Genomic DNA, 18368 nt, shown 5'->3' on the forward strand with positions numbered 1-18368 from the left:
TCCGACGCCTTGCATCCTACTCCCGGCGGCTGGCGCTGTGATCCCTCGGCCCGACAAAAGCGCAAGAATCTGCAAGTGCCTGGCAGCCAGTCGGGGTGAAACTGTGGCTCAACCACCGGAGTGCGCCATGAACCTATCCCTGTACTTACTGACCGTGCTGATCTGGGGCACCACCTGGATCGCCCTCAAATGGCAACTGGGTGTGGTGGAGATTGCGGCATCCATCGTCTATCGCTTCGGCCTGGCGGCACTGGTGCTGTTTGTGTTGCTGCTACTCAGTCGCAAATTGCAGGTGATGAACCGCCGTGGGCACCTGATCTGCCTGGCCCAGGGCTTGTGCCTGTTTTGCGTGAACTTCATGTGCTTCCTTACCGCCAGCCAATGGATCCCCAGTGGCCTGGTGGCCGTGGTGTTCTCCACCGCGACGCTATGGAATGCCTTGAATGCCCGAGTGTTCTTCGGCCAGAAAGTGGCGCGTAACGTGTTGCTGGGCGGCGGCCTCGGGTTGCTCGGCCTGGGGTTGTTGTTCTGGCCGGAACTGGTCGGGCATACCGCCAGCCCCGAGACGCTGCTGGGCTTGGGCCTGGCGTTGCTGGGGACGATGTGTTTCTCGGCGGGCAACATGCTGTCGAGCCTGCAACAGAAAGCCGGGCTCAAGCCGTTGACCACCAACGCCTGGGGCATGGCTTACGGCGCATCGATGCTGGCGTTGTACTGCGTGATCCAGGGCATTCCTTTTGAAATGGAATGGAACACTCGCTACATCGGCTCGTTGCTGTACCTGGTGATCCCCGGCTCGGTGATCGGCTTCACCGCCTACCTGACCCTGGTCGGCCGCATGGGCCCGGAGCGGGCGGCCTATTGCACGGTGTTGTTCCCGGTGGTGGCGCTGAACGTCTCGGCGCTGCTCGAAGGCTACCAGTGGACCGCCCCGGCGCTGGGCGGGTTGGTGCTGGTGATGCTGGGGAATGTGTTGGTGTTTCGTAAGCCCCGAGCGATTACGCCTGTGAGTCCGCTTTGGGAATCGAAGCAAATCTGATGTGGGAGCAGGCAAGCCAGCTCCCACAGTTTGATCGGTGTTACTTGAGGCCCAGGCGCTTGGCCATGCGCCCCAGGTTGGCGCGGTCCAGCCCCAGTTCGCGGGCGGCGCTGGCCCAATTGTGCTGATGGCGTTCCAGGCAGGCGCTGATGACTTGCCTTTGGTAATGCTCGGTGGCCTGGCGCAAGTCACCGGTCACCACGGCTAGCTCGGCCTGTTCCTCAATCAGCGGCGCCGCTTCACTCGGCAAGTCCAGGTCCTTGGCGCTGAGGCTGAGGATCTTCGGCCGCTCCCGGTGGTTACCCAAGGCTTTCAGCGCGCTGCGGCCAATCAAGTGTTCCAGCTCTCGCACATTCCCGGGCCAGCCATAAGCCAGCAACGCCGCCTGGGCATCGCTGGTCAGGCGCAGGCTGCCCAGGCCCATGCGCGAGCGGTTCTGTTCCAGGAAGAAACCGGCCAGCAGCAACACGTCACGCCCGCGTTCACGCAAGGCCGGAACTTGCAGCGGGTACACGCTCAAGCGGTGATAGAAGTCGGCGCGGTAACGGCCGTTGCGCACTTCTTCGGCCAAGTCACGGTTGGTGGCGGCGATCAGGCGCACGTCCACTTGATGCTCCTTATCCGAACCCAGTCGCTGCAACTGCCCGCTTTGCAACACCCGCAACAGCTTGGCCTGGACCGTCAGCGACAACTCACCCACTTCATCAAGGAACAAGGTGCCGCCATTGGCCAGCTCGAACTTGCCCCGCCGTTCGTTCAGCGCCCCGGTGAACGCGCCGCGAACGTGGCCAAACAGCTCACTTTCCACCAGGGTCTCTGGCAGCGCTGCGCAATTGAGGCTGATCAGCGGTTTCTCTGAACGGGGCGAGGCTGCGTGAATGGCCTGGGCCACCAGCTCCTTGCCGACCCCGGTCTCGCCGGTGATCAACACGGTCAAATCACTACCGCCCACCAGCTTGATTTCTTCCACCAGGCGTTTGTGGGTCTTGCTCTGGCCGATCATTTCCTTGTGCTGCTGGCCGCTGGCCTGGCGATAGATTTCTGCACGCTGGTGTTCGTCCTCGGCGCGCAAGGCCAGGTGTTCCATGCGTTCGGCGACATTGACCGTGGCGGCGGCGAGGCTGGCAAACGCCTGCAAGGCGTCCAGTTCCACACGTTCGAAGCGTTCGGTGTCGAGGGCATCCAGGGTCAGCAGGCCCCAGGGGTGGTCGTCGACAAACAGCGGGCAGCCCATGCAGTCGTGGACTTCCAGGTGCCCGTGCAGGCCATCGACCAGGCCGTCGTAGGGGTCGGGCAATTCGCTGTCGCTATCAAAGCGGGTTGGGCCGGGGCTGCTCAGCAGCACGGCAAAGCGCGGATGTTCGCTGATCTTGAAGCGTCGCCCGAGGGTGTCAGGGCTCAAGCCGTCCACCGCCAGCGGCACCAGCCATTCGCCGTCCAGGCGCAGCAGTGCGGCGGCATCGCAGGGCAGCAGGGTGCGCATGGCTTGCAGCAGGCGTCGGTAGCGCTCGCCTTCCGGCAGTTCGCGGGAAAGGTCGGCAACCAGTGGCAGCAGGGTGGTGAGCAGGGAGTGTGCAGTCATAATGACTCCTTGTAGTCCTAATGACTATAAGTTGTGGGAAGTCATATTGACTACTGTTAATTTAAATCATTGATAAATAACGGATTATTTGTTGGCACGAATACTGAGTATCCCAAGGTAATCATTCAGAAGCCCAAAGGCTCAGGAGTCTCCCCATGCTTAGCGTTCAAGACCGTGCCATCGTCAAATCTACTGTGCCGCTGCTCGAAAGCGGTGGTGAAGCCCTGATCACCCACTTCTACCGCATGATGTTGTCCGAGTACCCCGAAGTGCGCCCGCTGTTCAACCAGGCCCACCAGGCCAGCGGCGACCAACCTCGCGCCTTGGCCAACGGTGTGCTGATGTACGCCCGGCACATCGACCAGTTGGATCAGTTGGGCGACCTCGTGGCCAAGATCATCAACAAGCACGTGGCCCTGCAAATCCTGCCGGAGCATTACCCGATTGTCGGCAACTGCCTGTTGCGGGCGATTTCCGAGGTGCTGGGTGATGAAATCGCCACCCCTGAAGTGATGAGTGCATGGGGCGCAGCCTACGGGCAACTGGCCGATATCCTGATCGGCGCAGAGAGTGCCATCTACGACGAAAAAGCCCAGGCCGTTGGCGGCTGGCGCGGGGCGCGCCCGTTTTTGCTGGTCAAGCGCGTGGAGGAGAGCAGTGAAATCATCTCCTTGTACTTTGCCCCGGTGGACAACGGCCCGATCCTCGCCGCCGAGCCCGGCCAGTACATCGGCTTGAAGCTGATCCTCGATGGCGAAGAAGTGCGCCGCAACTATTCATTGTCGGCGCGTACCGATGCGGGCCTATACCGCATCAGCGTCAAGCGCGAAGCGGGCGGGCGCGTGTCCAATTACCTGCATGACCAGATGCACGTGGGGGCGAGCATCGACCTGTTCCCGCCGTCGGGGGAGTTCACGCTGGTGGACAGCGACAAACCCCTGGTGCTGATCAGTGGCGGTGTGGGCATCACGCCAACCCTGCCGATGCTGGAAGCGGCGTTGGCGACCGAGCGCCCGGTGCACTTCATCCACTGCGCGCGCAATGGTGGCGTGCATGCGTTTCGCGACTGGGTCGATGCCCTGGCCGCGCGTCACCCGCAACTGCAGCGCTTCTACTGCTACGCCGAAGACGACGGCATCAGCCCGGCGGCGGACAAGCTGGGGATGTTGACCCAGGAGCAACTGGCGGCGTGGTTGCCTGAGGAGCGTGATGTGGATGCCTACTTCCTTGGGCCCAAAGGGTTTATGAGTGCGATCAAGCGTCACCTCAAGGCCCTGGGTGTGCCTGAAAAGCAGAGCCGGTATGAGTTCTTCGGGCCGGCGGCGGCGCTGGAATAAGCGGCCGCTCTTTAAACCGCGTTGGCGTCATCGCAGGCAAGCCAGCTCCCACATTTGAATGTATTCACAGATCAAATTGTGGGAGCTGGCTTGCCTGCGATGGCGTCCGAAAGCCCCCACATTAATGTGTCGTTAACCCGCCTGCGCCTAAGATGCCGACGCCTACTGCTAAATTTTCACTTCCTGTGTGTAAACTTGCGGCCATTGGCACACCCATCATTAGGCAAAGGGAAACGGGGATGATTGACGAAATGCGGTTGGGGCGTGAGCGGCGCTTTTTGGTGTTGCTGGGGATCATCTGCCTGGCGCTGATCGGTGGCGCGCTTTATATGCAGATAGTGCTGGGTGAAGCGCCATGCCCACTGTGCATCCTGCAGCGCTATGCCTTGCTGCTGATTGCGCTCTTTTCCTTTATTGGCGCGGCAATGCGTACCCAGCGCAGTGTCACGATCTTTGAAGTACTGGTGGTACTCAGCGCCCTGGGCGGTGTCGCTGCCGCCGGGCACCATGTGTATACCCAGTTCTATCCGGCCATCAGTTGCGGTGTCGATGTACTGCAGCCGATTGTCGATGACCTGCCCCTGGCGAAGATCTTCCCCCTGGGCTTCCAGGTCGATGGTTTCTGCAGCACGCCGTATCCGCCGGTACTGGGCTTGTCCCTGGCCCAGTGGGCGCTGGTGGCGTTCGTGTTGACGGTGATCCTGGTGCCGCTGGGCATTTACCGCAATCGCAAGCACAGCGCTTAAATCGTCCTACAAAACGCCCCGGTCCTGCTGATGCAGGCCGGGGCGTTTTTGTGTGTGGGCATTTTGTGAACGGACCGTGACGCTGGACAAGATTGGCGGTGCGCGAAGTGCGACACGTTGTCACAGTGAAGGTGCCGCAGGAGGTTTCCTACCCCTGGGTTTGCCGGTTAATCCACCCTCGGGCAGTTGCTTTTACCTGTCACTTTCTGCTTGGAGCCGAGCCGCGAACGGCGTGCGTTGCAGAACTTGCGGTGATCTACGAATGCCTTGTTTTTAGAGGGCTTGCCTGGGGTTTGGCGACCCGGGAAGGACCCCTTGGGTGCGACACAATGGGCAATAACACGGCATTTTTTGTGGTTTTTGTTGAGAATCAAACGCGATACGATCCCGAACCTTTGCAACAATGGCGCAGGATTATTGCTGGAATCGATAAAAATTATTTCTTTATAAGTCATGGTTTATACATCGCTAGCTAACTACAATCGCCCGCACTGAGTGTCCGGTGCTGCTCAACCCTGAGCAAATAGGGCGGTCGAGAGGCGAAAACATTGCTTCATGCGACCCCAGGTGCCGGCAGCCTTTCAACTATCCGCACCAAATGGAATTGGTCTGTAACTAGGCCTTTGACCAACGAAATCGAATAAGAATTCACCGCCAGACCTGGACGTGTCGATCAGCGCATGAAGCGCCGGGCAGGCCCTTATTCAATCGAAGAGAAATGCCAACCCTTGGCAGGGTGAAGTGTTGGCGATCAAAACCCAACTGCATTGCGCAAGCTGCTTTAGAGGTCGTGAGATGAGTAAAAACAGGTACACCCGATTACTAGGCATAGTGCCGCTTTTCGGCATGTTATTGCTGGGAGGCTGCAACTGGACGCTGCTCGACCCTGTGGGTCAGGTCGGCGTGGAGCAACGTAACCTGATCATCACCGCTACGCTGCTGATGTTGTTGGTCGTGGTGCCGGTGATCGTGATGACCTTCGCGTTCGCCTGGAAATACCGCGCGTCCAACACCAAGGCCACCTACGCGCCGAAGTGGTCGCACTCCACCAAGATCGAGATCGCGGTGTGGCTGGTACCTGTACTCATCATCATCGCCCTGGGTTACATCACCTATAAGTCGACCCACGAGCTGGACCCTTACCGTCCGCTGGAATCCGACGTGCCGCCAATCACTATCGAAGTGGTCGCGCTGGACTGGAAGTGGTTGTTCATCTATCCCGAGCAAGGGATCGCCACCGTCAACAAGATCGTGTTCCCGGCCAACACCCCGATCAACTTCAAAGTGACCTCGGATGCGGTGATGAACTCGTTCTTCATCCCGGGCCTGGGTGGCCAGATCTACGCGATGGCGGGCATGCAGACCAAGCTGCACCTGATTGCCAACCAGAACGCCGAGCTCGACGGTATCTCCGCCAACTACAGTGGCGCGGGCTTTACCGGCATGAAATTCAAAGCAATCGCCACCACTCAGGAAGACTTCAACGCCTGGGTACAAGAAGCCAAGAGCTCACCAAAACAGCTTGAAAAAGCTGAATACGAAGCCCTTGCCAAGCCAAGCCAGAACAACCCTGTAGAGCTGTACTCCTCGTACACGCCGGACCTGTTTCAGAAAATCATCGATAAGTATGAAGGGATGAAGCCAGGCAAGCCGGTCAAGCACGAGAAGAAAGAAGTGGCTGCTGTGGAAGGGACGGACGCAAATTCGCATTCAGCTGCCGGGGCAGAGGAGTAAACGATGTTTGGTAAATTAAGTTGGGAAGCGGTCCCATTCCACGAGCCGATCGTGATGGTGACCATCGCCATGATCGCGCTGGGTGGTCTGGCGCTGTTTGCGGCAATCACCTACTTCAAGAAGTGGACCTACCTGTGGACCGAGTGGCTGACGTCGGTCGACCACAAGAAAATCGGCGTGATGTACATCATCGTCGCCATGGTCATGCTGCTGCGCGGTTTTGCCGACGCCATCATGATGCGGACCCAGTTGGCCATGGCCACCGAAGGTTCGCCTGGCTACCTGCCGCCTGAACACTATGACCAGATCTTCACCGCCCACGGTGTGATCATGATCATCTTCATGGCGATGCCTTTCTTCACCGGCCTGATGAACCTGGCAGTGCCGCTGCAGATCGGTGCGCGTGACGTTGCGTTCCCGTTCCTCAACTCCCTGAGCTTCTGGCTGCTGGTTTCCGGCGTCGTGCTGATCAACCTGTCCCTGGGCGTCGGCGAATTCGCCAAGACCGGTTGGGTTGCCTATCCGCCGTTGTCGGGGCTGCAATACAGTCCGGGCGTGGGGATGGATTACTACATCTGGGCGCTACAGTTATCCGGGTTGGGTACGACGCTAACGGGGGTCAACTTCCTGGCCACCGTGCTGAAAATGCGTACCCCAGGCATGAAACTGATGGACATGCCGATCTTCACCTGGACCTGCACCTGGGCCAACGTCCTGATCGTGGCTTCGTTCCCGATCCTGACCGCTACCCTGGCACTGCTGACGCTTGACCGTTACATGGATTTCCACATTTTCACCAATGAACTTGGTGGCAATCCAATGATGTACGTGAACCTGTTCTGGGCATGGGGTCACCCTGAGGTGTACATCCTGATCCTGCCAGCGTTCGGTATCTTCTCCGAAGTGATCTCGACCTTTACCGGCAAGCGCCTGTTTGGTCACCACTCGATGGTCTACGCCTCCGGCGCGATCTCGGTGCTGGGCTTCATGGTTTGGCTGCACCACTTCTTCACCATGGGTTCGGGGGCCAGCGTCAACGCCTTCTTCGGCCTGGCGACGATGCTGATTTCGATCCCGACGGGGGTGAAGCTATTCAACTGGCTATTCACCATCTACCACGGCCGCCTGCGCTTCACCAGCCAGGTTCTGTGGACCCTGGGCTTCATGGTGACCTTCGCCATCGGCGGCATGACTGGCGTACTGCTGGCCATCCCGGGTGCTGACTTCGTACTGCACAACAGCCTGTTCGTGATCGCTCACTTCCACAACGTGATCATCGGCGGCGCGGTATTCGGCTACATCGCTGGTTTCAGCTTCTACTTCCCGAAAGCGTTCGGCTTCAAGCTGCACGAAGGCTGGGGCAAGGCTGCATTCTGGTTCTGGATCACCGGCTTCTTCGTCGCGTTCATGCCGCTCTATGCACTGGGCTTCATGGGCATGACCCGTCGTCTGAACGCCACTACCAACCCTGAGTGGGTGCCGTACCTGTACGTCGCCATGTTCGGTGCGGTGATGATCGCTGTCGGTATCGCCTGCCAGTTGATCCAGCTGTACGTGAGTATCCGTGACCGCAAGCAAAACGCCTGCGACTCCGGCGATCCATGGAATGCACACACCCTGGAATGGTCGACCTCGTCGCCACCACCGTTCTACAACTTCGCCGTGCTGCCTAAGGCCGAGACCATCGACCCGTTCACCGAAGCCAAGGAAAACGGTACGGCGTACCAGCGTCCTGTGCGCTACTCGCCGATCCACATGCCGAACAACACCGCCACTGGCGTGGTGATGGGCGCGCTGTTGACGGTCTTCGGTTTCGCGATGATCTGGCACATCTGGTGGCTGGCTATCGCAAGCCTGGCTGGCACCGTGATCTATTTCGTGATCCACGCGGCTCGTGATGATCAAGGCTACATGGTGCCGGTCGACGTGATCGAGCGCATCGAAGCCGAGCAGCACGCTCGCCTGGTAGCCGAGAAGAAGATTCCGGCCAACCGTGTTGAAACCTCGTTGGAACAGGCTTAAACCATGTCGAACTTAGTGACCAATGCTGGACACGCCCATGTCGATGACCATGGGCACGATGACCACCACGACGCGGGCGAGATGACCGTATACGGTTTCTGGCTCTACCTGATGACCGACTGCATCCTGTTTGCATCGATCTTCGCGGTATACGCGGTACTGGTAAACAACGTAGCGGGTGGCCCGTCGGGCCACGACATCTTCGAACTGAACTACGTACTGGGCGAAACCGCCTTGCTGCTGTTCAGTTCGATCACCTACGGCTTCGCCATGCTGGCGTTCTTCCGTGGCAACAAGGCAGGCGTGCTCAAGTGGCTGGGACTGACCTTCTTGCTCGGCCTTGGCTTTATCGCCATGGAGATCAACGAGTTCCACCTGCTGATCTCCGAAGGCTACGGCCCTAGCCGTTCCGGCTTCCTGTCGGCGTTCTTCACCCTGGTCGGTACCCACGGTCTGCACGTAACCGCCGGTCTGATCTGGATGGCGATCATGATGTACCAGGTCAACAAGCATGGCCTGACGTCGACCAACAAGACGCGCCTGAGCTGCCTGAGCCTGTTCTGGCACTTCCTGGACGTGGTCTGGATCTGCGTCTTCACCGTTGTCTACTTGATGGGGACTCTGTAATGGCTAATGCACACTCCCATGACAGCCATGATGCGAGCCACGGCAGCGTAAAGTCTTACGCTATCGGCTTCATCCTGTCGGTGATTCTGACGATCATCCCGTTCGGCCTGGTGATGTACCCGACCCTGCCGAAGGCCACTACATTGGCTATCGTGCTGTTGTTCGCGGTGATCCAGGTGGTTGTCCACCTGTATTACTTCCTGCACCTGGATCGCTCCCAGGCCCAGCGCAACAACGTGATTGCGTTTGTGTTCACGGCCATTGTGATCCTGCTGCTGGTTGGCCTGTCGTTGTGGATCATGTTCAGCATCCACACCTACATGATGGCGAAGTGAGGTAAGACCCGATGTCGCTTAAGCACTTTATCCAAATCACCAAACCGGGGATCATTTTCGGTAACGTGCTTTCTGTGGCAGGCGGTTTCTTCCTGGCCTCCAAGGGGCATGTCGATCTGGCCATCTTCCTGGCGGCAATGATCGGCACTTCCCTTGTTGTGGCCTCCGGTTGCGTGTTCAACAACTGCATCGACCGTGACATCGATATCAAGATGGAGCGCACCAAGAATCGCGTGCTGGTCCAGGGCCTTATCTCCCTGAAACTGGCACTGATCTTTGCGACCGTCCTCGGTGTTGCCGGCGTGGCGTTGCTGTACACGGTGGCCAATCCGCTGGCGGCGTTGTTTGCCGTGATCGGTTTTGTCATCTACGTCGGCCTCTACAGCCTGTACCTCAAGCGCAAGTCGGTTCACGGCACGCTGGTGGGCAGTCTGTCGGGGGCGATGCCGCCGGTGATTGGTTACGTGGCTGTGACCAATAGCTTCGACATGGCCGCGCTGGTGCTACTGGTGATGTTCAGCCTGTGGCAGATGCCGCACTCCTACGCCATTGCGATCTTCCGTTTCAACGACTACCTGGCGGCTTCGATTCCGGTATTGCCGGTCAAGCGCGGCATCCAGGTGGCGAAGAAACACATCCTGCTCTACATCCTGGCCTTCCTCGTGGCGACCTTGATGTTGACCTTCAGTGGCTACGCCGGCATGAGCTACCTCGCCGTCGCCGCGGCCATGGGCATGTACTGGTTGTACATGGCCTGGACCGGCTACAAGGCGGTGGATGACACCGTCTGGGCGCGCAAGTTGTTTGTCTTCTCGATCTTCACCATCACCGCCTTGAGCGTGATGATGTCCCTGGATTTCCAGGTGCCGAAAGAGTTGCTGCTGACTTACGCCCACTGAGTTGGGATGCAATGAAAAGCCCCGCCTTCGAGAGAAGAGCGGGGCTTTTTATTGAACTCTGAAAGTACCGCAGAACCCCTGTGGGAGCGGGCTTGCTCGCGAAAGCGGTGTATCAATCAACAAATAAAGTGACTGACACTGCGCATTCGCGAGCAAGCCCGCTCCCACATTAGAGAGGTGGTGCGGCGGCTTATTGCTGAGCGATGCTGTAACCGTCAAACGCCGTCTGCTGCTGCAGCGCGGTGACGATGCTCTTGCGCGTCAAAGGCTGTTCGGCACCGGAGTTATCCACAAAGGTCTCGCTCTCAAGCTCGGCCTCGTCGCCTTCACCCACAAAGCTGAAACCGAGGAATTCCAGCGCCTCGCGGTCGACATTGAGTTTGGAGCGCGGTGTGCGCAATGGCAGGGTGACGCTGATGCCATCCTTGCTGATCACAAACACTTCCACTTCCTTCTTCACCCGGGCGGCCTTGCCTTTGCCGGCGCTTGGGTTGCTGATGGCCTGGTGGGTCTGGTTCAGCACCTTCAGCGCCAGGCCGTAGACCAGTTCCTGGAACTCGGGGTCGTCCTTGAAGCTGGAAAGGATGCGGCTGATCGAGAACTTGCTGCTCAGGTCTTCGAGGGCGGCGTTGTCGGCGGCTTCGGCGTCCTTGAGCTGCTTGAGCTGGCCCATCAGGTCGTAGGCCTTGTCATCGTCAAAGGCGTCGTGGGCCTGGCGGATGGCCACGCGCAACTCGCGGATCTGGTCGCTTTCCTTGGAGGTATGGAACGCGTCCAGCACCATTTCACTGATGTTCTTGGCCGCTGGCACATGCTGTGAAAGATTGATGGCGTTTTCGTATTCAGCTTTGGATTGCAAGGTGACTACGGATTCTTCGGTACGGGAATCAGACATTGAAATTTCACTACTTCTGTAAGCGGGGAGACGAAAAAGCGTCGGGCATTTTCAAGGGCCAGGGTAGCAAGGTCAAGGCGGCACTCTGCCTTCATCGTCATCCGCGTCTACAGGCCCTGTATCTCCTGCAATTGCGCCTCCAACCGCTCCCGCAGCTCACTGCCGCGCCGCGCGATAAACACCAGTTGTGCCGAATTTTGCGCATGCTCGCCGCTGGCCAGGGTGAACTGGCTGCGGTTGCCCACATGTTGCAGCCAGAAGGGCTGGTCGTTGCCCTGCAAATGCACCAGGCCTTTAAGGCGGAACACGTCCTTGGGCAGTTGCCCCAGCCAGTCGCGCAGGGCCTTGGCCGGCAGGGCCTGGGTGCCTTGCCAGGTCCAGCTTTCAAACAGTTCATGGTGCGGCGCCGGCACGGGAGTAAAGCCGTTGCGCGGGCTGCGTTCGCCCAGCAGCAGGGCGTCGGGGATCTGCGCCTGCACGGTGCTGATCACCCGTGTGCGCGCACCGATAGTTGCGCGCAGGCTTTGCAGTTCGGCGGCGCTGACCAGATCGGCCTTGTTCAGCAGCACCAGGTCGGCACAGGCCACCTGAGCGCGGGACAAACGGGCGAACTCACCTTCCAGGGCGGCATAACCGCTGGCATCCACCAGGGTGATCACCGTATCCAGATGCAAGTGCGCCTTGAGCTGTGGATAACCCAGGGTCTGCACAATGCGCTGCGGGTCGGACACGCCACTGCACTCGATCACGATGCGATCCAGGCGCGGGCGCAGTTGGCTCAGGCTCACCAGTTGCGCCAGCAGGTCCTCTTGCACGGTGCAGCAGATGCAGCCGTTCTGCAGGCTGAACACCGCATCGGTGACTTCGGCGATGATCGCCGCATCGATATTCAGCTCGCCAAAGTCATTCACGATCACCGCCATCCGCCCATGTTGCGGCTGCTGTGCGATGCGGTTGAGCAGGGTGGTCTTGCCAGCGCCGAGAAAGCCCGAGACCACCGTGACGGCAATGCTGTCGTTATTCATTCGATCACCGGCGGCAGGCCCTGCCACACAGCTTGCAAGGCTGTGCCTTCAAACGCGTTGAGACGGTCGTAGACCGGACGGCCATCGACAAAGGTCAGCAGCACCTGGGTCTGGTGGATGTAGTTGCGCGCCGGCTGGGCAAACAGGTCGCGGTCGATCACGATCAGGTCGGCGCACTTGCCCACTTCCAGGCTGCCGGTGGAATGCTCCAGGCCCATGGCATGGGCGCCGTTGAGGGTCGCCACTTGCAGCGCCTGTTCCAGGGTGATCGGCTCGCCGAAGCAGTCCGGTTCCTGGTTCCACGGGTTCTGCCGGGTGACCATGGTTTCCAGGGCCAGCCACGGGTCAATCGAGGCCACCGGCCAGTCAGTGCCCATCACCGCCAGGCCACCTTCGGCCAGCACACCTTTGAAGTCGTAGATGCGCTTGAGGCGCTCGGCGCCATAACCGGAGCGGGCGCCACTGGCAAACGGCGTCGGGTACCAGGCCGCCGGGGAGAACTCGGCGATCACGTTCAGCGCCTTGAAGCGCTTGAGGTTGCCCGGATGCAGCAAGGTGCTGTGGGCGCACTGGTGCCGGATGCCACTGTCGCCATTGACCCGCCGCGCCTCGGCCACCGCATCGAGGAACACATCGGAGGCGCCGTCGCCGGTGCAGTGGGCGATCACCCGCAGGCCGCGACGGTCCATGTCCACCACCATGTCGGTGATGTGTTCCGGGGTCAGGTTGAGCTTGCCGCGCCAGGTGGAATCGGCGGCCCATGGGGTCATCAGGTACGAAGACTTGGGCTCCACGGTGCCGTCGAAGTGGAACTTCACCGCGTTGGCATTGAGCCGCGCGCTGCGGTAGTAGTGACGCTCGCCACCGAGCAGTTCCCAGCGCCGGCGCACCGGGAAAATATCGTCCTGCCAACTGATCGCCGCTTCCACGCGCACGCTCAATTCGCCGGCGTCGTCCAGTTCCTTGAGGGCGTCCAGGCGCCGCTCGCAGACGTGCACGTACTTGGTCGCGGTAACGCCGCGCGAGCTTTGGAAATGCACGCCGTCGCGATAGGCCCGGCGCAGCACCGCCACCGGTGTGGGCGGCATGGCCGCGTGGATCAGCGCGTAGGCACCGTCGATCATCAGGCCATTGGGCTCGCCGCTGAGTTCGTCGCGCTCCATATAGCCGTTGCGCGGGTCGGCGGTGTGGCGGTCGATGCCGGCCAGTCTCAAGGCGCAGGAGTTGACCATCATGGTGCCCCACATGCGGTCCAGCAGCGCCACCGGGCGGTCCGGCATGATGCTGTCGAGCCACTCGCGACCTGGGGTCAGTCCGGCTTCGCGGAAGGTGTAGCGCACCCAGTATTGGCCGTAGATCCAGCCATCACCGGGGTGGGCGTCGGCATAGGCGTGGATCGCCGCCGCCAGTTGTTCGGGGGTGGGGTCTTCGATGCCCACGTCCAGGTCATCGCTGTAGCGCGGGGCCAGGGCGAGGTCCGGGTGAGTGTGCATATCGTGCAGGCCGGGCATGCAGAATGCGCCCAGCAGATCGTGCTGGCGGGTCTGCGGGCCGATCAGGTGTTGCAGGTCGGCGAGCGTACCCACCGCGATAAAACGTCCCCCGCGAATCGCCACCGCGTCGGCCCACGGCTGGCTCGGGTCGAGGGTGTAGAAACGGCCGTGGTGCAACACCAGGTCAGCGTGCTCGCCGACAACGGAGTGGGTGGAAGTGAATTGGTCGGAAGCGGTCACGGGGGAAACCTCAATATTCAAGACGAGCAAAGATCAAATGTGGGAGCAGGCAAGCCAGCTCCCACATCAATCCCAGTGTTCACATAATCAGCGGTTGGCTCTCAGGCCCTCGACAAACCCGGCAATGCGCTGGCAGGCGTCCTTGAGGGTGTCATCGGCGACGGTAAAGGAGATGCGCACAAAGCCCTCGGCACTGGCGCCAAACGCCTGGGCATCGAGCACCGAGACGCCGGTGGCGCGGAACAGCTGCCAGGCAAAGTCCATGCTCGACAGCCCCGTGCGGCGCACGTCCACCAGCATGAACATCCCGGCCTGCGGCACGCGGCAATCGAGGTCGGCAATGCCGCCGAGGCCCGCTACCACCAGGTCACGCCGGCGGCGATACACCGTGCGCGCATCGCTGACCACTTCGTCATCCAGTTCCAGGGCCTTGATCGCCGCTTCCTGGATAAACCCCGGCAAGCCATAGAGCATGCACAGCAGCAGGTTATCCAGGTGGCCCACCAACGCAGTCGGCGCTACCACCCAACCCACGCGCCAGCCGGTCATGGCGTGGGTTTTCGACAGGCTGTTGAGCACCACGGTGCGCTCAGCCATGCCCGGCAGCGAGGCGATGCTCAGGTGCGGCTGGTCGTAAGTGATCTGGCCGTAGACTTCATCGGAAATCACCCACAGGTCATGCTCACGGGCGACTTCGGCCACCAGTTCCAGCTCTTCCCGGCTGTAGACGTTGCCGGTGGGGTTGCAGGGCGTGGCCAGGGCAATGCCCCGGGTCTTGGCGCTAATGGCTTTTTCCAGGGCGGCGCGGGTCAGGCGGAAACCTTTGGCCGCCGGTTGCTCGATGGTTGCGATGCGCGCACCGGAAGCATGGATGCACGCTTCATAAGTCAGGTACATCGGTTCTGGCACCAGCACTTCATCGCCCTGGCTGAACAGGCACAGCGAGGTGGCGAACAGGCCGTTTTGCGCACCGGCCACCAGGGCCACGTTATCAGCGTGTACGGCAATCCCTTGCAGGCGGCTTTGCTTGGCGGCAATCGCCTCGCGCAGGGCCGGCCGGCCGAGGACGTGGGTGTAGTGAGTGTCGCCGGCGCGCAGGGCATCGACGGCGGTTTCGCAAATGGCGCTGGCGGTGGCGAAGTCCGGGTCGCCCACGCTCAACACAATCACATCTTCGCCACGGCCACGGGCTTCGACGGCCGCGTAGTGAATATCCCAGGCGCTGACGGACTCGCCACTAATGCGCTCGACAAACGGTGAATAACGCATCCTTGTTCTCCTAAAGTTGATTCAAGCCTGGCGCTGCGGGACTTTGCCCCAGCGCGAGAAGACGTGTTCGATCACGAACGCCAGGACAATGTAGATCACCGCCACGGCCAGCAGGGGTTCGTACACCCGCAGCGTCTGCGCACGCACCAGGTTGGCGGCGCCGAGCAAGTCGGTGACGGCCACGGTGGAAGCCAGCGCGGTGGCCTTGAGCAGTAGCACGGTCTCGCCCACCAATGTCGGCTTCACCAGCTCCAGCGCCCGCGGCAGCCAGACCCGGCGCAGCACCATCAGGCGCTTCATGCCAAAGGCCCGCGCCGCTTCCAGCTCGCCCCGTGGCACCGCACGCAGGGCGCCGCGCAACACTTCGCCGACATAGGCGCCGACACACAGGATCAACGCCAGGGCCACGTACCAGAAACCTTCACGCAAGTACGGCCAGAGGAAGCTGCCGCGAATCAGCGGGTAGCTGGCAAACACGCTGCCTACGCCGTAATACAGGATGTAGATCTGCACCAGCAGCGGCGTGCCCCGGAATACCGCGGTGTAGGCGCGCAGCGGCGCACTGATCAGCGGGTTGGACGACAAGCGCCCCAACGCCACCAGCACCGCCAGCAAGAACCCGAACACCCCGGACAACGCCAGCAGTTTCAGGGTGATGCCCAGGCCATGCAGCAGCTCGTTGCCAAAACTGTTGATCCATGAAAAATCCATCCACTGCGCTCCTTAGTGCTGCGGCATCCAGCGGTTGATCCGTCGCTCGAACACCCGGAAGGCGCCGTTGGAAATCAGGGTGATGATGAAATACACCGCTGCCACCGCCAGGTAGAACACCAGGTAATGTTTGGTGGAACCGGCCGCCTGCTTGCCCACCGAGAGCAGCTCGCTGTAGCCGACGATGCTGATCAGCGCGCTGTCCTTGACCAGCACCAGCCACAGGTTCGACAGGCCGGCCATGGCAAACGGCAGCATGCTGGGCAGCAGCACCCGGCGTACCAGCAACCAGCGTTCGATGCCAAAGGCCCGCGCTGCTTCCAATTGGCCGACGGGAATGGCCTGGATCGCGCCACGAATGATCTCCGCCGAATAGGCGCCCTGGACAATGCCCAGCACCAGCACGGCGGCGATAAAGCCGTTGACCGTCACGCTGTCGCGGCCCATGGCGGCCATCGCCATGTTCAGCAGGTCGGTGCCGGCGTAATACAGCAGCAAAATCAGCAGCAACTCCGGCACCGCGCGGTACAGCGTGGTGTACAGGTTGGCCAGGCGCACCATCCAGCGTGGGCCCTTGAGCTTGATCATGGCCACCAGCAGGCCGATGCCCAGGCCCAGCACAAAGGCCCCGGCGGAAATCTGCAAGGTCACCACCGCCCCCTGGAGCAGGGCGTTGAGCCAGCCGTCGGCGACGAACAGCTGGGAGAGTTCGGACAAAGAAATCATGGCGCGTTCCGTTGGACGTTATTGCGCGGAAATATCGACGCTGAAATAGCGGCTGCGAATTTTGTCGTAGGTGCCGTCAGCCTTCAGCGCCGCCAGCGCGGTGTTGAGCTGCTCGCGCAGGCTGTCATCACCCTTGCGCACGGCGGCGCCGATGCCCGAACCGAACAATGGATCCTTGGGCGCCAGGCCCTTGTCGGCCAGGCCGCTGCCAGCATCAGACTTGAGCATCGGCTCGATGGTCAGGGCGTCGGCCAGCATGACGTCGATCCGTCCGCTTTGCAGGTCGGCGGTCATGTCGTCCTGGGTGTTGTAGTAGCGCAGGGTCGAACCCTTGGCGTAGTAAGCCTTGAGATACGTGGCGTTGGACGTCGAGCCCTGCACGCCGATCAGCTTGCCCTTGAGGCCTTCGGGGGTGGTGACCAGCTCCAGGCTTTTGTCGGCGACCCACATGGCCGGGGTCTGGTAGTAAGGGGCGGTGAAGGCGATGACCTTTTCGCGTTCCTCGGTGATGCTCAGGGAGTTGAGGATCACGTCGATCTGGCTCGATTGCAGCGCCGGAATCAGGCCGTCCCAGGACACTTCCTTGAGCGGGCATTGGGCTTGCAGGCGTTCGCACAGGGCCTTGATCAGGTCCGGTTCGAAACCGCCCCAGGCGCCATTGCCGGCTTTTTCGGAAAACGGTGGGTACGGTTCCAGGGCGATGCCAAAGACAATTTTGTCGGCGGCAACGGCACTGTGGGAAAGCACGGCGAGCACGCAGCCGGCGGCGAGGGATTTCAGAGAGTTGTGCATGGCTTGACCCTTTCGAAGTTATTGTTTTGAAGGATGGAAGCGGCAGTTCAAACGCGATTGTCCTGGGCCATGACGAACTGGCGGCAACGCTCGCTGGTGGGGTTCTGGAAGACTTGCTGTGGCGTGCCTTCTTCTTCAACCAACCCTTGGTGCAAAAACATGACTTTGCTCGATACATCGCGGGCAAACGCCATTTCGTGGGTGACGAGGATCATGGTGCGGCCTTCTTCGGCGATGCCCTGGATCACCTTCAGCACTTCGCCGACCAACTCCGGGTCGAGGGCCGAGGTAGGTTCATCCATCAGCAATACGCGCGGGCGCATGGCCAGGGCGCGGGCGATGGCCACGCGTTGTTGCTGGCCACCGGAAAGGAAGGCTGGGAAGGTATCGCGCTTGCTGGCCAGGCCGACTTTTTCCAGCAGGTGCTCGGCGTGGGCGATGGCGTCCTTGCGGTCTTCACCCAGCACATACACCGGGGCTTCGATGACATTTTCCAGCACGGTGCGGTGGGGCCACAGATTGAAGCTCTGGAACACCATGCCCAGTTGCGTGCGCAGGCGAGCGACTTGATCCGGGTCGGCGATCAGCGGGTTGCCGGCGCGGTCCTTTTTCAGGCGCACTTCTTCGCCGTTGATGCGCAGGCTGCCGCTGCAAGGGATTTCCAGCAGGTTGATGCAACGCAGCAGGGTGCTTTTGCCCGAACCGCTGGAACCGATCAGCGACACCACATCGCCTTCGTTGGCGCGCAGGGAAATGCCTTTGAGAACATGGTGCGCAGCGTAGCTCTTGTGCAGAGCATCAATGGCGACCACTGGGGTGACTGGGTTCAAGGGTTTTCCCTCTTTATTTTTGTAAATTGATCAACCTGGACACCGCCCCCTGTGGGAGCTGGCTTG

18 protein-coding genes and 1 pseudogene are annotated in these 18368 nt (G+C 60.7%); 8 read left to right on the plus strand and 11 right to left on the minus strand.

Annotation, left to right across the window (positions count from 1 at the left end; genetic code table 11):
* Window positions 1-127: 127 nt before the first annotated feature.
* The gene (locus C5F71_RS17865; protein ID WP_029300200.1) at window positions 128-1039 is read left to right on the plus strand and encodes a DMT family transporter; all 912 of its coding nucleotides are present in this window, start codon (window positions 128-130) and stop codon (window positions 1037-1039) included.
* A 40-nt stretch (window positions 1040-1079) separates the two neighbouring features.
* Here the strand turns inward: C5F71_RS17865 and norR are convergent, their stop codons facing one another.
* On the minus strand, window positions 1080-2621 hold the full coding sequence (norR, locus tag C5F71_RS17870; RefSeq protein WP_104911640.1) for a nitric oxide reductase transcriptional regulator NorR: 1542 nt from the start codon (window positions 2619-2621) through the stop codon (window positions 1080-1082).
* A gap of 155 nt (window positions 2622-2776) precedes the next feature.
* On the opposite strand from norR, the gene hmpA reads away from it, so the two are divergent.
* Complete coding sequence (gene hmpA, locus C5F71_RS17875) at window positions 2777-3958, plus strand: NO-inducible flavohemoprotein (RefSeq protein WP_029300203.1); 1182 nt, start codon at window positions 2777-2779, stop codon at window positions 3956-3958.
* A gap of 239 nt (window positions 3959-4197) precedes the next feature.
* Complete coding sequence (locus C5F71_RS17880) at window positions 4198-4704, plus strand: disulfide bond formation protein B (RefSeq protein WP_029300206.1); 507 nt, start codon at window positions 4198-4200, stop codon at window positions 4702-4704.
* 167 nt (window positions 4705-4871) lie between these two features.
* Here the strand turns inward: C5F71_RS17880 and C5F71_RS28935 are convergent, their stop codons facing one another.
* Window positions 4872-5159, minus strand: a complete 288-nt coding sequence (locus C5F71_RS28935; protein ID WP_139273553.1) for a hypothetical protein — start codon at window positions 5157-5159, stop codon at window positions 4872-4874.
* A 98-nt stretch (window positions 5160-5257) separates the two neighbouring features.
* Window positions 5258-5472 (minus strand): annotated as a pseudogene (locus C5F71_RS29735) (hypothetical protein).
* Between the two features lie 27 nt (window positions 5473-5499).
* On the opposite strand from C5F71_RS29735, the gene cyoA reads away from it, so the two are divergent.
* From cyoA to cyoE, 5 genes are read left to right on the plus strand one after another with little or no spacing between them, the layout of a single operon-like run.
* Window positions 5500-6438: a ubiquinol oxidase subunit II gene (cyoA, locus tag C5F71_RS17890; RefSeq protein ID WP_029300208.1), complete on the plus strand. Its 939-nt coding sequence runs from the start codon at window positions 5500-5502 to the stop codon at window positions 6436-6438.
* A gap of 3 nt (window positions 6439-6441) precedes the next feature.
* On the plus strand, window positions 6442-8460 hold the full coding sequence (gene cyoB / locus C5F71_RS17895) for a cytochrome o ubiquinol oxidase subunit I (RefSeq protein ID WP_029300211.1): 2019 nt from the start codon (window positions 6442-6444) through the stop codon (window positions 8458-8460).
* Window positions 8461-8463: 3 nt separating this feature from the next.
* Complete coding sequence (cyoC, locus tag C5F71_RS17900) at window positions 8464-9087, plus strand: cytochrome o ubiquinol oxidase subunit III (protein WP_029300213.1); 624 nt, start codon at window positions 8464-8466, stop codon at window positions 9085-9087.
* Window positions 9087-9422, plus strand: coding sequence for a cytochrome o ubiquinol oxidase subunit IV (gene cyoD, locus C5F71_RS17905; protein WP_029300215.1), 336 nt, complete (start codon window positions 9087-9089; stop codon window positions 9420-9422). The genes cyoC and cyoD overlap by 1 nt, the downstream gene beginning before the upstream one ends.
* Window positions 9423-9433: 11 nt before the next feature.
* The gene (cyoE, locus tag C5F71_RS17910; protein ID WP_029300217.1) at window positions 9434-10321 is read left to right on the plus strand and encodes a heme o synthase; all 888 of its coding nucleotides are present in this window, start codon (window positions 9434-9436) and stop codon (window positions 10319-10321) included.
* Window positions 10322-10511: 190 nt separating this feature from the next.
* Here the strand turns inward: cyoE and C5F71_RS17915 are convergent, their stop codons facing one another.
* From C5F71_RS17915 to C5F71_RS17950, 8 genes are all read right to left on the minus strand, one after another.
* Window positions 10512-11216 carry a hypothetical protein gene (locus tag C5F71_RS17915; RefSeq protein ID WP_070996862.1) on the minus strand — a complete coding sequence of 235 codons (705 nt, stop codon included), beginning with the start codon at window positions 11214-11216 and terminating at the stop codon, window positions 10512-10514.
* A 107-nt stretch (window positions 11217-11323) separates the two neighbouring features.
* Window positions 11324-12241, minus strand: a complete 918-nt coding sequence (locus tag C5F71_RS17920) for a GTP-binding protein (protein WP_104911641.1) — start codon at window positions 12239-12241, stop codon at window positions 11324-11326.
* The gene (locus C5F71_RS17925; RefSeq protein WP_104911642.1) at window positions 12238-13974 is read right to left on the minus strand and encodes an amidohydrolase; all 1737 of its coding nucleotides are present in this window, start codon (window positions 13972-13974) and stop codon (window positions 12238-12240) included. The genes C5F71_RS17920 and C5F71_RS17925 overlap by 4 nt, the downstream gene beginning before the upstream one ends.
* Window positions 13975-14061: 87 nt before the next feature.
* Window positions 14062-15243: a pyridoxal phosphate-dependent aminotransferase gene (locus tag C5F71_RS17930; RefSeq protein ID WP_104911643.1), complete on the minus strand. Its 1182-nt coding sequence runs from the start codon at window positions 15241-15243 to the stop codon at window positions 14062-14064.
* Window positions 15244-15264: 21 nt separating this feature from the next.
* Window positions 15265-15954 (minus strand): ABC transporter permease, encoded by a 690-nt coding sequence (locus C5F71_RS17935; RefSeq protein ID WP_029300227.1) that lies wholly within the window; start codon window positions 15952-15954, stop codon window positions 15265-15267.
* A gap of 12 nt (window positions 15955-15966) precedes the next feature.
* Window positions 15967-16680: an ABC transporter permease gene (locus C5F71_RS17940; RefSeq protein WP_029300229.1), complete on the minus strand. Its 714-nt coding sequence runs from the start codon at window positions 16678-16680 to the stop codon at window positions 15967-15969.
* An 18-nt stretch (window positions 16681-16698) separates the two neighbouring features.
* Window positions 16699-17472: a transporter substrate-binding domain-containing protein gene (locus tag C5F71_RS17945; RefSeq protein WP_104911644.1), complete on the minus strand. Its 774-nt coding sequence runs from the start codon at window positions 17470-17472 to the stop codon at window positions 16699-16701.
* A gap of 47 nt (window positions 17473-17519) precedes the next feature.
* The gene (locus tag C5F71_RS17950; protein ID WP_038446245.1) at window positions 17520-18302 is read right to left on the minus strand and encodes an ABC transporter ATP-binding protein; all 783 of its coding nucleotides are present in this window, start codon (window positions 18300-18302) and stop codon (window positions 17520-17522) included.
* Window positions 18303-18368 lie beyond the last annotated feature (66 nt).

Source organism: Pseudomonas sp. LG1D9, assembly GCF_002949995.1.
Taxonomy (GTDB): Bacteria; Pseudomonadota; Gammaproteobacteria; order Pseudomonadales; family Pseudomonadaceae; genus Aquipseudomonas; species Aquipseudomonas proteolytica.